Raw genomic sequence first — 14,901 nt, forward strand, 5'->3', positions numbered from 1 at the left:
CTCACACCTTCACCAACGGACCTGGGTTTTTCAGGTACTGTTCGATAATGGCTTTCGCCGTCCACAGACTTAGTGCCCCAATGGTTCCTGTCGGGTTATACCCAGCGTTGTTTGGGAAGGAGGAAGCACCCAGCACAAACACGTTGTGTGCATCCCAGCACTGTTGGTAGCGGTTAAGCACTGAGGTTTTTGGATCGGTGCCCATCACCGCACCGCCAATGGTGTGGTCGCTGGCGAAGTTGTAAGGTGAGTACGCGCCAGAGGCAGAGTTAGTCCCGATAACGGTTTCCGCGCCCATGGCCTTACCAATCTCTACACTCTTCTCTTCGATGAACTTCGCAGAAAGGCGATCGTTATCGTTGTAGTCAAACGTGACACGCAGCAAAGCATTGCCGTTGTCATCTTTGTACTCAGGATCGAGGTCAAGATAGTAATCTTCGTGCGAGAAACTGGTGCCTTGACCGAAAATGAAGGTGGTGTTCTGGAACGCGTGGGTATAGGCCTTTTTCCACTCTTTACCCCAACGTGGCGAACCCGGTGGCAGCGCATCGGCGTTGCCGATAGGACGCGCGCCACGCGCAACAACCAAAATCCCTGCGCCACCGATAAAGTCCAGACCAGTATGGTCAAAGTTATCGCCGTTCCAGTCGTCCACCTGCGAAGAGAGGGCTCCGGCACCAATATACTGGTTCAGATTTTCATCTTTGAAGTGGATCGCTGCACCCGATACCGTCTGGAAGCTATAAGCACGCCCCACTACGCCGGTTTTGGTCACCGGGTTGTAAGGCACCCCAATTTTTGACAGCAGCAGCAGGCGCACATTTTGCATCTGGAAGGCGGACAAGATCACGATGTCGGCAGGCTGTATCCACTCTTTCTTGTTCTTATCGAGATAGGTCACGCCGGTGGCGGTTTTACCGTCTTCCGCTTTATTGACGCGAACCACGGCTGAGTCCGTTAACACCGTAAAGTTCTCACGTTGCATTAATGCAGGGATGACACAGGCGTTAGGGCTGGATTTGGAGAAGTTACCGCAACCGTAATACAGGCAGTAACCGCAATAGGTGCAAGGCCCCATGCGCACACCCAGCGGGTTGACGTAGGCACGTGAAGCTTGGCCTGCGGGCACCATAAACGGGTTGAGGCCAATCTTCTTCGCGCCTTCGGCGAAGATATCGGTCAGACGCATACTTTCTAGCGCCGGTAACGGATACTCGCTACTGCGATTGCCTTCAAACGGGTTTCCGTCTGGTATCGTTTTCCCGTTTAGTTTTCCTGCTTTACCTGATACACCGGCGATCTTTTCAAAGCGATCGTAGAACGGTTCCAGTTCGTCGTAAGTGACTCCCCAGTCTTGCAAGATCACCCCTTTGGCAATCTGCTGCTTACCGTAACGCTTTATCGTCTGGCTGTAAGGTTCGAAATCGAATGGCGTAAAACGCCATGCCATTCCAGCCCAGTGCGTGCCGGAACCACCCACGTTGTAACCCAATTCATTCAGGTTCCATTCACGGGTTGGCAGCGCAGTTTGCGTGGTGTTGTTACGGAAGGTAGTGGTCTCGACGGCGGGCGGCAGCAGCATACTGCGGCGCGTATCCCAGCGCAGTTCATCGGTGTCTACCGAAGGTGGAAAATCTGTCGCGGTTTCAAACCACGGGCCACGTTCAATGGCAACGACATTCAGACCTGCGCGAGTCAACTCTTCAGCGATCAAAGAGCCGCACCAACCCAGGCCGACGATGGCGACATCAGCTTTTGGACGGACGTTATTCATGTGAGAACTCTTATTGCTCAGCAAACAAATTAAAGGGTGTTATCAATCAGGCTGGTAGGAATGATGTTGAGCTTCTGCCCTTTTTTCGGCAGCAGGTCACGGAAGTCATAGCGTGCGCCTGGGAAGCCGATCATTTTCCAGCTGGTCATGTCTTTGTTGCCACCGTAAATCGGATCGGCGAGAAAGCCTTCTCGGACGTTCTGTAGCAGCAGTTCAAAGAGCACCTTGGTTTCGACCTCTTCACCGAGATCCAGGCTGTTCTTCTCCATAGCGGTCAGCACCTGATCCTGCTGTTCACCACTCAGTGAGAGGAAGTCTTTGCCATATTGCTGCTGCAAGGCTTTATCCAGCGCGGCAATGCCCAAGCGATAGCGTTGCGCAGGTGTCAGCGGTGATTGAGGCCCCTGCTCTGCGGTGCCTTTAACGAATTTACCTAAACGGTAGATAGCCACCGCGTTGCCGTAATCACCAGCGAGCTGACGGTCGATAAAGATGGCGCAACCGGCCTCTTTGCCGCTGAGACTGGTTTCATCTGCCGGAATAAAACGCTCGGCAATGGCTCCCACCGTGTCAAATTCGTGCTGAGTGAGATATTGCAGTCCCCCTTTTCTCGGCGGAGCAAGCGGCGTTTGAACTTTGCCGGGCTCCCAAGGCTGCCCGCCATTGACCACTTCTGCCTGAGTAAGCGTGGGGATCGTTGAAGCCACTCCCAATGCGGTGATGGAAGTGAGAAATTCTCTACGTTTCATAATTCCCTGCCAATCAATGTTCACATTGCAAACCTGGCCAAATAACGGACGTATTTGTGCCTGGCGTTAAAAGCCATATCAGTAAGATTTATTGGATATATGCCGAGTTTGCCCAGTGGGCATTTTATTAGATAAACAACGAGGTAAGTTTTTACATTCAAATCACGTAATTAATTAATTCTTAACAACGATGCAAAGAGTAATGACTCACCCTGCGCTTTAAAAGGTTTTTGTTGATGGTTTCCCATCATTGATTTTTTTATTCTGCGCACGGGGACGTTGTAGAGTAGGGTCTCGTCTGGCAACAATTAACATCTTGCCAGCGAAGAACCGTTGAGCATAATACGGCGAAAAAAAACGCTCTACTGTGACCTAAAACGCACTCTGCGTTGTTTAGATATTCGACATGATTTTGATACTGGGGCAGTGAAGCAAAATGAAAAAACTCACCCTGATTAAAGTGGCCGAACTGGCCGGGGTTGGGATCGCAACGGTGGACCGCGTGCTGAATGAGCGTGGTGGCGTTCGTCCGGAAACCGTGCGCAAAGTTCTACGTGCCGCGCGACAGGCAGGATTGCAGCGTTTATTGCCGGATGATACGCAGCACCCGTGGCAAATTGAGGTGTTTTTAAGCAGCAACGGCACCTGGTTTTTTCAGCAACTGGCGGATGAATTCGCCAACATCGCCGATCGGCTTGGCTACCGTAAAATTAAATTATTTCGTACCTTAGTGACAGAAAACCCACCAGATAAGCTTGCTGAAAAGATAAAAAAAAGCAGTGAATTGCGCGACGGTATCATTGTTTACGGACATGACTACCCGGTCATTTATGAAGCATTAGCGCACTGCAAAAATAAAGGCATTCCGGTGGTCACGCTAGTTTCTGATTTACCCGATTCACATCGATTCTGCCATGTTGGAATAAATCAGTATCAGGCGGGACGTACGGCAGGCTTATTAATGAGCCAAACCATGCCTGCCGAAGGTGACGTCATCATGGTCAGCGGACGTTCTGATTTCAGCGCACATATACAGCGTATTTCCGGTTTCCGCGACGCAATCACGCAACGCGCGCCCTGGTTGCATTTGCGTGAAGTATTGGCAGGCGAAGATGAGCGGCAAAAAATACGCATATTGCTGAACCAGGCATTGCTGCAATCCAGCAGCGTGGTGGGGTTATATAATTCTGGCGATAATAACAGCGATATCAGCGCGGTATTGCAACAGCATCAGTTGGCCGGGCGCTGCTGTTATATCACCCATGAACTCTATGATGTCACACGGCAACTGCTGCAAACCGGCGCCCTCTCTTACACCCTGGATCAGAATGCGCGTCAACACGCCGTGCTGGCGACTGACCTGTTGATTCGTCATCTCGAACACGGATTTGTACCCGATTTATATCAAGATGGGCGGGTGGAGTTGCGCATCGTCACCGCAGAAAATCTGGATTAAATAACGACTGTAAGGTGCGTCATCGCTGCGCACCCCGTTTTTTCAACTGGCAAGATTAACTCGCTGCGCTATATCTAACCCTCTATCCTCAGAACATTCCTAATAATAAGCTCATCTTATAGATGTATTAAAAGCGTCACAAAGGCGCATTACCATCCGCTGGTACTAACAATATTAACTTTCAAATTTGGCTTATTTTTCGCTTCTGAGCCAATGAGCTTTATTTATATTTTCGTCTGCGATTAACAGAGGGAAGCCATGGATCGCGTTGTCATCGCTCATACCCCCTTGGGCAGTACGCTGCTGTTTAAGAAACTCACCGGCATCGAGCAACTCTCTGATTGTTATCAGTTTGATGTTGAGATGCTCAGCACAGATAACAGCATTGATTTGCAAAGCCTGCTCGGCGAGCAAATCACCATGGAATTACGCCCCAATCCCACGACACAACGTTTCCTGAGCGGAATTATCACGCGTATGGAATTTATCGGCCATGAAAAACATCTCGAAGCCTACTTCGTTTATCGTGCGACTGTTCGCCCTCATTTATGGAATTTGACGCAAACCTACGGTTTCCGCATCTGGCAACAAAAGACCGCCAGAGCAATATTGACCGAAGTTTTCCAGGAATATGACATTGTCATTGACGACCAGTTGGAAGGTGATTTTCGCAATTGGGACTATTGCGTGCAATATCAGGAAAGCCTGTATGACTTTGTCAAAAGAATCATGGAACACGAAGGTATTTACTTCTATTTTCGCCATGAAATGGGCAAGGAAACCTTGGTGCTATGCAACAGCAGCGCGCCGCACAAGCCATTCGGTGATTACGCCACTATTGAATATCACCAAGCCGGCGCGGGCGGCTATGTAAACCAGGAGTGTATCGATACCTGGCACACCGCTGCCACGGTTTCGGCCAGTTTACACAGCCACGACGATTACAATTACGAGCAGTCTAATGCGGACCTCTCCGCCACATCACAAATCAGCCAGGCCAAACCCCCTGGCAATATCAGCCGGGTAGAGTGGCCTGGGCGCTATCCCATCCAGGGTGATGGTACCCATTATGCCCAGATTCGCCAGCAGGAGCAGGTCGCCCGCCAACTGCAAACTGAAGGGGCGGGAGATGCATTTGGTTTGGCCCCCGGCTATACCTTCGCGCTCTGCCTCTCACCGCGCGCGGAAGATGAGGGCAAACCGTTTCTGATTACCCAGGTGGCCTATCACCTGGAAGAGAACAGCTATACCAGTAACGATGAAGACGTCACTAAACATCGTTTCTGCTTCAGCGTCGTACCCGCCTCGATCACCTGGCGCCCTGCCCGTTTAACGGCCTGGCCGCGCACGACCGGCCCGCAGACGGCCGTGGTGATTAAAGCCAGTGATGCCAGCAAAGGCGATGGTGAACATGTCTCCACCGACCAATTGGGCCGTGTACGCGTGAAGTTCCACTGGTTTAAAGCCGATGATGAAACCAAGCTCCACTCCTGCTGGATGCGCGTCTCCAGCGGCTGGGCAGGCAATCAATACGGCGCTTATCAAATCCCGCGCGTGGGAGAAGAAGTAGTGGTGGATTTCATCAATGGCGACCCACACACCCCGGTGGTGGTAGGCCGGGTGTATAACGATTTGCAACCCTTGCCGGTATCTGAAAGCAGCATCACCGAAGCCAGCGAAAGTGAAATCTCAGATGGCGATAATATCGTGGCGGAGAGTGCCTCCGAGTGGAATTACGCCAAAAGCGGTATCTGGTCGCGCACCTTAGGCAGCCAGGACCCGAACGACGGTAATTTCCTCTCCTTCGACGACACGGAGGGCGAGCAATCACTGGATCTGCACGGCGCTAAACAGATCAATATCTCCGCTAAAGAGGCGATCAAGATTTTCTCCGAGAAAGAGGGAGAGGACTCCATCAAAATGTGGTCGCCGGGTAAGATCTACATCCAGAGCGAAGATACGCTCAGCACCTCGGCCCCTACCCAGAGGCACAGCATTCGCGGCAGTTATTACACCGTCAGCGGCGCAAACTTCACCACCAACGGTATCGGCCTGACTATCAACGGCGTCAACGGCACCATTAATCTTGTCAGCAACTTCCAGTACACCACCTCTGAGTTCAGTGCCAAAGGCATCGTGTTTGAATATGGTCAGATTAAATACACGCGCAACCATGCTGAATTCAAGAAAACCACCCATGAAGTCAAAGACCTGAGCACCCAAATCATCCGTAGCTCCCTGGTCTCCTTCCTTAACGGCGGGGGTGGCGGTTATGTGGGCAGTGATACGGAGCAGCAGTCGGTGCGCGACACCTTAGATCGCATCCGTGCCAAGAAGCAGGAGCGGCGCAACGCGCGTAACAACCCGAACCGACAGGAAGAGCAAGGTGAGGAACTGCAAGAGCGCCAGCCAACGCCCCGTCAAAGCCAAGATCAGGCCCGTGAACCGACACCAAGGCAGAGCCAGGAGCAGCAACGCGAGCCTACACCGCGACAGAGTGAAGAGCAGCGGCGTAACAGCAATGACAGCAATAGCAGCAATGACAGTTCTGACGATGAGTTTTTTGATGCGGAACCGGGACCTGCATGAAAATCATTAAACCGCTCCATCTTAGCGTGATTACGCGGTCCTATCGCTGGCAGCAGCAGCACCATTTGGGCGTGTCGCTGATGGCGCTAATGAATATGGATGCCCTGCCGCGATTACTCACCGAACAGGCTATGTGGCAATGCATGCCTGAGACCCTGCAGTCGCCGGATGGCGTGCTGGATTTGGGATTGCCTAAGCAACATCCCGAATTTTTAGCCAGTGGCTTCGCCTTTCCGGCTGGCGGACCCGCTCCCCAATGTGATGCAGCCATTCAAGTGGGCGAAAAACGCAAAGTGCTGCGCGTGTTTGGTCATCGAGATTGGCAGCAAGATCAACTCACCGCGCCACAGCCCTTCAGCAGTATGCCGTTAGATTGGCAGCACGCCATGGGCGGGGAACATGATGAAGAAAATCCGTTTGGTCAACCGTTGCCGCATGTCGAGTCGCCCGATCGCCTGCTGACCCATCCCGACCAACGACCGTTGCCCGCCAGCTTTAATGCGCTGCCTTTTACCGCCACACGCCGTTTCTCGCGGCTGGGCAACACCTTTGATGAGCAGTGGCTGCAAAACGAATACCCCGGCTTTGCCCGTGACACCGACTGGCGCGTGTTCAACCAGGCTGAAACCGACCAATGGTGGACAACCTGCGATGCGTTACCGGCAGGCGCGCACTGGCGTATCGAGAACATGCATCCCAATAAACCCGTGCTGCAAGGCGTATTGCCGCCCTGGCAGGGTCGCTGTTTTATCAGCCGATTGCAGCATGATGGCGACCTGTTTGAAGAAATCTCGCTGCGTGCCACCACCGTTCATTTCTTCCCTCATCTGGAACAACTGCTGTTGATTTGGCACGGCAGCACCGTGATTCAAGAAGACGATGCGGCCGATGTCACCACGCTACTCGCCGCGCTGGAACACTGCCAACACCCTAAAACAGCCGCGCACTATCAATCGCTGATGGAGAAGCGTAGCGATCCTGAACAATCGGTTTTGTTGGCGATGCGTCATAGCGATCTCCTGCCCGCTGGCAGCGTACGGGAAGACGATGATGGCCCAGAGGCGCTGAGCCCGATGCAAGAGAATCTGGCCAGTTGGCAGCGCCTACAGCGCGAGCGGCTGCGCGAGGATCTCGCCAGCAACGGCATGGATGTAAATAAACTGGCACCTGTAGAACAAAAGCCGCGTCCGGTGGCGATGGACGAGATCCACGATTATCTCGAACGTGAGGAACAGCAGGCGCAGCAGCAGTTGCAACAGATGATCGCACGTTATGAAGCTGAAGAAGCGCGTTTTGGCGAGGCTTCGCCCGCGCACCCCACGAGCGCCATTACGCAATATCGCCAGCAACAGCAGCAGCTCGCAGAGGATTTACCCGATCCTAAACAACACGCACAGGTGCAACAGGCGCTGTACGATAATTACCGCTTTACCGCACCGGAGTTGGATTCTCCAACCCGCCTGACGCCGGAACAGTCGCAGCAGGTTCGTCAGGCTGTAATGGCGCGCGACGGCGATTGTCGCAAGATGGATCTCACCGGTGCCGACCTTTCCGGGCTGGATTTGCGTCATTACGATTTCTCACATGCCCTGTTGGAGGCGGTTGATTTCAGCCACTGTCAGTTAGAAGGCAGCCTGTTCAGCCATGCCATGCTGGCGCGTGCCGAGTTTCACCACAGCCAGGCGACTGACTGCGCTTTCGATAACGCCAATCTGGCATTAGCACAGTGCTATTACACCGATTTCAGCGGTTCGGTATTTAGCGAAGTCGACTGCCGCGATCTCCTGCTGGAACAGTGCATCTTTGATCGGGCGCTACTGCATGACCTGACGATTAGCAGTGCCACCCTGGCGCATTGCCGTTTTCACGGGGCGCAGCTTGAAAGTTGCACCTTTCTCGAGATCACCTTGCAGTCGCTGGATTTCAGCCACGCTACGCTGCGCAAAGTCAGCTTTATCGAATGCCACCTATTAGCGCTGCTGTTTACCCAAGCCCAACTGCGCGGCGTTGGCTGGATTACCTGCCAGGCACCAGAAATCGATTTTCAGCATGCACAACTCAATGACTGCGTGTTTGCCGCGGGTACGCAACTGCCGCGCGCCCGCTTTAACGGCGCACGCATGACACAGTGCAATTTGCGCGGCTGCCTGCTACAGCAATCGCAATTTCGGCTCGCCCATCTGGTGAACAGCGACCTCAGTGAAGCTGATTGTTCGCAGGCCGATATGCGCCAACTTCAGGCCAATGACTGCCAGTTTATTCGCACCCGATTCCAGCAGGCACGGCTCACTGACAGTAATCTCACCGGCGCGTTTATGTCTAAAACGCAGCTACAGGGATGCGACCTCAGCGGCTGTAATCTGTTTCGCACTGATATTGCACAATCTTGGGTGGACAAAGAGACACGCTTTGACGATGCCTGGACCAGCGGCATGAAGTCGGTTCCCTCTCGTGATAAGGCGCGCGGATGATAAGCCTGACACCGGATGCACTGCAACGCGCGATCAAAAGTGGTGAGGTGATGCAGGAAATCAGCCTGCAAAGTCTGGAACTACAGGGACTGGATCTCTCTGGCGGCTGTTTTATCGATAGTGACTTACGGGGCACACAATTTCGCGACTGCGATTTACGTGAAACACATTTCAGCGGCTGTGATTTACGAGGCTGTGATTTCAGCGCCCAATTGCTGCAAGACAGTGTGTTCAGCGATTGCACCATGACCGGCGCAAGATTCGTCGATAGCGGTCTTCATCAATGTTTGTTTAATCGATGCCAGTTGGATGAAGGCCAATTTCAACAGAGTAATCAGGTGGGTTGCCAATTCCTCGGCGGATCGCTGGATGACAGTGATTTCAGCCACAGCGCCATGGACAGCGTGAGCTTTAGCGCATGCAGCCTGCTCCATATCTCGCTGGTAAACGCGTATGGCGAACAGTGCACGCTAATGAACGCCGACCTGCGCAGCGCCATGTTTCACCAAGCCGCCTTCTCGCTCAGCACTTTTTTCGAATGCGATTTACGCCTGCAAAATTTCAGTGACCTGCATTTCAGTCAATGTCAGTTCACCGGCAGCCAACTCGATGGCATCAACCTAAGCCGCGCCAGCGTCACGCAATGCAACTTCGGCAACCTCTCGCTGCGTCAGGCAACATTGACGCATCTCAACGCCAGCCAGTCATTGTTTAACAGCAGCGATCTCACAGGCAGCGATTGCCGCCACAGTGCGTTCAGCCAGGCCAATTTTGCTGATGCCGTTTTACTCGGCTGCGACTTCAGCCACTGCAATCTGCAACGTGCATTGCTGCCACGCGCACGGGCTGAGCAAGCGCTTTTTAACCACAGCGACCTGAGCGGCGCGGATTGTGCCTACGCGCAGTTCGACGGCAGCCAATTTTCGCACACCCAGTTTAGCCAGACGAAATTCCACCGTGCCAGCTGTGAAGAGAGCACCTTCACTTCACGCAGTGGCATCCTTGAGCGGGACGATGCGCTGTTTGAAGCCGAAGCGTGGAGCCAGCAGCGCCTTAATTTGAGGGAACATTATGAAAAATAGCGACAACACCTTGTTTCTGCCCATCACTCCACCTGCACAAGCAGAGGGCGAAATTGTTGCAGTCCAGCAGGATGGCGAGTTTATTGTTCAAGTCAATGGCTGTTGCTGGCGGGTATTAAGGGCGGCAAGTTGTTTACTCCAACCAGAGCGGGGCGATAGGGTCTTGCTTCACAGCGTCAACCAGCAACTTTGGCTGCTGGCCGTGCTGGTTCGCGCTAAACCGCAGCAGCCAGCGGTGCTGCACTGTGAAAGCGATCTACACCTTTCGACGCGGGGATCAATCAATCTACTCAGTCAGAAGCTTCAACTACGGGCGCAGCAAGGCGAGTGCGATATTGATGAGATGCAGTATCGTGGCAGTAAGCTATCGGCTTGGGTTTCCGTCAGTCGCCTGTTTGGCAAACAGTGTGAAAGCGTGTGGCAGAGCATCAGCCAGTTTAGTCAGCGCCTGCTGCGACACACTGAGCAGTGCGAGCAAGTGCGTGCTGGGCAGTTGGACGTCAAAACCGAGGATTTCACCCGCCTGCATTCACGCAACACCTTAATCAGCAGCAAGTCACTGACCAAAGTGGATGCTAAACAGATTCATATGGGCTAAAGGAGCGCGTTATGTTTGCCAACTGTCAGCGTGGCGGTAGCGATCAAGCAGTCAGCGATGTGTGTAAAACCCCGCCACCGGTCACCTTCGTGAATATCGCCAGCGGAAATATGGCGGTGCCTACCGCGCCCACCATCTTGTTTGCCGGCATGCCCGCGCACAATATGAGCACTGTTATCCCGGTCACTCAGGGTGATGAAGCAGGCGTTTTAGGGGCGTAGTGTCCAATGTGATCCTTGGCCCCTCACGCCATTTGACTGGCTGCACTACGGTGCTGCTGCAAGGCTCACCTGCCACGCGCATGACCAGCACCACGATACAAAATCTCAACAACGCGCCGGGAGTGAGGCTGGTGCCAAGCCAAACGGTGGTTGCTCTACTGGCCCGTTGAGCATGTATCCAATTAGTTACAAAGCGAAGCGTGGCCCGTAAATATTCACTTTTAAAGCATGAATATTCTGCACTTCCCGACGTTGGCGGTTTACACTGGCGCTCATACTGGCGTGCAGAGGATGCAAACGTGCTTTCAAAGATCCCCGATTATGAAACCGACCGCGAAGGCTATCTGGAATTTATGACGCGGAGTAACGCACTGCGCATGGAGTTACTGATCCTGTCGGAGAAGTTACTGAGGTGCACGGCTCGTATGAAGCCGGTATGGCTGAGATGGGCGAATGGCTGCTGCACTATGCGGAAAGCGCGATGATCCAGAAAAAGAGCCAAGGTCCCATCAGCAAAGAGTGGCTAATGGATGAGATGAAGCGACGTTTGTAATCTTCTCAAGGTTGCACAGCAAACCTTCTATTTCTGCCCATGCAAAATACGCTTAAAGCCCATTAGCCAGATAATAATCCCCTGCTGTAAATGTAATTCTTGGTAATCAATCCAGCATGAATATGACACTATTATGGCAGAAATAAAACCCAGCCTTCTTTTCATTCTTTAGCAACAAAATCAATTAACCTGTTGTTTTAAGTAATTAAAACACGAAAATCACCAAATTCATCCCGCTAAAAATTTCAGTTATATGACGAGTTTTTGACAGAACTGTCATAAAACTTTCATAAATTTTCTATATGTTAGCCACACAAATCGTTGTGCTTATGCTGCTTTAGCGATCTATAGGAAATTTTCACTAATGAGCGATTACGTTACGCCTCAAGCTTTACATGTTGCCGCTTCACCTTTGTCTTCTGATCTCCCTCGCCATACTAAGAACAGTAAAAAACCGCTTTTCCTGTTTGGCATGGTATTGCTGGCTGGCGTGCTGTTTGCTGCCAACCAACTTTTCGGCGATATTCAGCAAACCGGGGCAGTCTTCAGCAATTCACTGCCGCTGATTCTGCTGGGTTTTGCCCTGCTTGCGGCACTGGGTTTTGAGTTCGTAAATGGTTTCCACGATACGGCTAATGCTGTTGCCACAGTGATCTACACCCGTTCACTCTCACCCACGGTCGCGGTAGTGTGGTCAGGGATTTTCAATTTCCTTGGGGTATTATGCTCCTCGGGTGCGGTGCCTTCGGCATTATCTCGCTGTTGCCCATCGAACTGATTATGCAATCCGGTAGCAGTGAAAGCTTTGTGATGATCTACGCGCTGCTGTTCTCGGCGATTATCTGGAACCTCGCCACATGGTGGTTAGGTCTGCCCGCCTCCTCTTCACATACCTTGATCGGTTCCATCATCGGAGTCGGTATTGCCAACGCCATGATGCACGGGCGCAGTGCCTTGAGTGGCGTGAACTGGGGCCAGGCGATGAACATTGGTAATGCCTTGATCCTGTCACCGATTGTCGGCTTCGTGTGTGCTGCTCTGCTGCTGGTGTTAATGAAACGCGTGGTAAAAAGCCCGGCACTGTATAGCGCCCGCCAGCAAGAAGGTGCGCCACCGATGTGGATCCGTGGCCTGATGGTGCTCTCCTGCACTGGCGTCTCCTTTGCACACGGTTCAAACGATGGTCAAAAAGGCATGGGATTGATGATGCTGATTCTGGTGGCTGCCCTGCCGGTCACCTATTCACTGAACCGCGCCCTGCCCCAGTCTGATATTCCACAACTGATTACCCTCGCTTCAACCAGCCAGACACAGTTAATGCAACACACCTCTGTCGCCGCTCCGGCTCAGCCGGATGAAGTGCTGACCACTTATCTGCGCACTGGTGAGCGTGATGCCAATGTGATTGCCGCACTGGCGCAGGTCAGCGGAAATATTGGTGCAACGCTGCAGCACTATGGCGCGTTGCAGTCTATCCCTGCGGATCAGAAACCCGAGATGCGGAATCAAATGTATTTGGCTGCCGAAACCATCAAGCATCTGCAAGCCGATCACACCCTGATGTTACCTACAGCCACCCAGCAAAACCTTCAGGCGCTGAAAAACACCCTGAACAGCGCCACACAATTTATTCCCACTTGGGTGAAAGTGGCCGTGGCTCTCGCATTGGGACTGGGCACCATGGTGGGCTGGCGTCGTATCGTCACCACGTTGGGAGAGAAGATTGGCAAAAGCCAGCTGAACTATGCGCAGGGCATCAGTGCGCAAATGGTTGCGATGGGCACCATTGGCGCAGCCGATGCGTTTGGATTACCGGTTTCAACCACCCATGTGCTCTCTTCAGGCATCGCTGGCACCATGGCCGCCAATCGCAGCGGTTTACAGTTCGGCACACTGCGCAATATGGTGCTGGCTTGGGTGCTCACCCTCCCTGCCGCTGCGCTGCTCTCCGCCGCTCTCTATTGGATTATGACTTCACTGTAATGCTCGCTTCGACAGGGATAAGACAATGTCTGCACACGAAATCAATAATAACGAAATGTTTGATGCGCGTTTTTTACAGGAATTCTATGACAGCTATGACGAGTCGCTGGAACTGGAGTTGGCCGAGTTAGGTTTGGCCGCCAATAATGACCCGCAAGAGATGGCATTGCGCCACCGTTACTTCACCGAGTTGCTGCATTTACAAGGTGAACTGGTCAAGCTACAAAACTGGGTGATTCGTACCGGCCATCGTTTGGTGGTGATCTTTGAGGGACGCGATGCCGCAGGCAAAGGCGGCGTGATTAAGCGCATCATGCAACGACTGAATCCGCGCTACTGCCGCGTCGCCGCGCTGCCTGCACCTAACGATCGTGAGCGCACGCAGTGGTACTTTCAGCGCTATGTGTCGCACTTGCCCTCAGCCGGTGAAATCGTGCTGTTTGACCGCAGCTGGTACAACCGTGCCGGTGTGGAAAAAGTGATGGGCTTTTGCAATGACGCGGAGTATGAAGAGTTCTTCCACAGTGCCCCGGAATTTGAACGCATGCTGGTGCGCAGCGGTATTCAGATCGTCAAATACTGGATCTCGATTACCGATGAAGAACAGGAGATGCGCTTCCTGAACCGTATTCATGATCCGTTGAAACAGTGGAAGCTGAGTCCGATGGATCTGGAGAGCCGCCGTCGCTGGGAAGATTACACCGCCGCCAAAGAGGTGATGCTGGAACGTACCAATATTGAGGAAGCTCGCTGGTGGGTGGTACAAGGCGTGGACAAGAAGAAAGCTCGTCTGAACTGCATCACCCATCTGTTACAACAGGTGCCGTATGAAGCAGCTGAAGGCGAACAGATTTCGCTGCCTTCACGCATCCATCACGCAGATTATGCGCGCCACCCGGTCCCGGAGAGCATGATGGTGCCCGATAGCTACTGAACTATACTTCAGTCAGTGTAGGGTTATCAGGGGGACTTATGGCAGGCGGCTGGTCGGAAGATGGTGCGGTGCAAAAGCAAATTGATGCCACCGTGGATGATGCAATTGCGCGCGCCAGAAGTCACCTCAACCATGGCGAAAGTGCCGAGTATTGCGACGAGTGCGGAGAGCCCATTCCCCAAGCGCGTCGCAATGCATTGCCTGGGGTCCGTTACTGCGTGAAGTGCCAAAGTGCATTGGATAAGCAAGAGGCCAGCCACAGCGGCTACAACCGCCGTGGCAGTAAAGACAGTCAGCTGCGTTAGTTTTGGGGCAATCCTGAAACTAAAGCTGTCGTGATCGACTTCCCTGCATTGTTGCGGGAAGTTGCGATCTCACCCCTTCTGAACGTCAATATCAACAAGTTATCGAAGCCCAGCCCCAGCATTTAGGGGCTGGCTGCGCTGGGATGAGTATTATCTAGAATTGAGCTGATTCACTAATAAATGTCC

At 52.8% G+C, this 14,901-nt stretch carries 10 protein-coding genes and 2 pseudogenes; 10 read left to right on the top strand and 2 right to left on the bottom strand.

Annotation, left to right across the window (positions count from 1 at the left end):
* Position 1: 1 nt before the first annotated feature.
* Both HA51_RS20160 and HA51_RS20165 read right to left on the bottom strand, forming a co-directional pair.
* Complete coding sequence (locus HA51_RS20160; protein ID WP_084936361.1) at positions 2-1,774, bottom strand: GMC family oxidoreductase; 1,773 nt, start codon at positions 1,772-1,774, stop codon at positions 2-4.
* A gap of 29 nt (positions 1,775-1,803) precedes the next feature.
* The gene (locus tag HA51_RS20165; protein ID WP_084936372.1) at positions 1,804-2,523 is read right to left on the bottom strand and encodes a gluconate 2-dehydrogenase subunit 3 family protein; all 720 of its coding nucleotides are present in this window, start codon (positions 2,521-2,523) and stop codon (positions 1,804-1,806) included.
* Positions 2,524-2,959: 436 nt separating this feature from the next.
* Between HA51_RS20165 and HA51_RS20170 the strand changes: the two genes are divergently transcribed.
* The 10 genes and pseudogenes from HA51_RS20170 to HA51_RS20210 all read left to right on the top strand — a co-directional run bounded on the left by HA51_RS20170 (position 2,960) and on the right by HA51_RS20210 (position 14,715).
* On the top strand, positions 2,960-3,979 hold the full coding sequence (locus HA51_RS20170; RefSeq protein WP_084936362.1) for a LacI family DNA-binding transcriptional regulator: 1,020 nt from the start codon (positions 2,960-2,962) through the stop codon (positions 3,977-3,979).
* A 258-nt stretch (positions 3,980-4,237) separates the two neighbouring features.
* Positions 4,238-6,568 (top strand): type VI secretion system Vgr family protein, encoded by a 2,331-nt coding sequence (locus HA51_RS20175; protein ID WP_084936363.1) that lies wholly within the window; start codon positions 4,238-4,240, stop codon positions 6,566-6,568.
* A complete protein-coding gene (locus HA51_RS20180) occupies positions 6,565-9,039 on the top strand; it encodes a DUF2169 family type VI secretion system accessory protein (RefSeq protein WP_084936364.1) in 2,475 nt (824 codons plus the stop codon). Before HA51_RS20175 ends, HA51_RS20180 begins: the two co-directional genes overlap by 4 nt.
* Complete coding sequence (locus HA51_RS20185) at positions 9,036-10,121, top strand: pentapeptide repeat-containing protein (RefSeq protein WP_084936365.1); 1,086 nt, start codon at positions 9,036-9,038, stop codon at positions 10,119-10,121. Before HA51_RS20180 ends, HA51_RS20185 begins: the two co-directional genes overlap by 4 nt.
* On the top strand, positions 10,111-10,719 hold the full coding sequence (locus tag HA51_RS20190) for a DUF3540 domain-containing protein (RefSeq protein ID WP_084936366.1): 609 nt from the start codon (positions 10,111-10,113) through the stop codon (positions 10,717-10,719). The genes HA51_RS20185 and HA51_RS20190 overlap by 11 nt, the downstream gene beginning before the upstream one ends.
* Before the next feature lie 11 nt (positions 10,720-10,730).
* Positions 10,731-11,110 (top strand): annotated as a pseudogene (locus tag HA51_RS20195) (DUF4150 domain-containing protein).
* 242 nt (positions 11,111-11,352) lie between these two features.
* Positions 11,353-11,493 carry a hypothetical protein gene (locus tag HA51_RS27135; protein WP_158087383.1) on the top strand — a complete coding sequence of 47 codons (141 nt, stop codon included), beginning with the start codon at positions 11,353-11,355 and terminating at the stop codon, positions 11,491-11,493.
* 364 nt (positions 11,494-11,857) lie between these two features.
* Positions 11,858-13,476, top strand: a pseudogene (locus HA51_RS20200) (inorganic phosphate transporter).
* A gap of 25 nt (positions 13,477-13,501) precedes the next feature.
* Positions 13,502-14,410: a polyphosphate kinase 2 gene (ppk2, locus tag HA51_RS20205; RefSeq protein WP_084936367.1), complete on the top strand. Its 909-nt coding sequence runs from the start codon at positions 13,502-13,504 to the stop codon at positions 14,408-14,410.
* A 38-nt stretch (positions 14,411-14,448) separates the two neighbouring features.
* Positions 14,449-14,715, top strand: coding sequence for a DksA/TraR family C4-type zinc finger protein (locus tag HA51_RS20210; protein WP_084936368.1), 267 nt, complete (start codon positions 14,449-14,451; stop codon positions 14,713-14,715).
* Positions 14,716-14,901: the final 186 nt, after the last annotated feature.

It is taken from the genome of Pantoea rwandensis, assembly GCF_002095475.1.
Lineage (GTDB): Bacteria > Pseudomonadota > Gammaproteobacteria > Enterobacterales > Enterobacteriaceae > Pantoea > Pantoea rwandensis.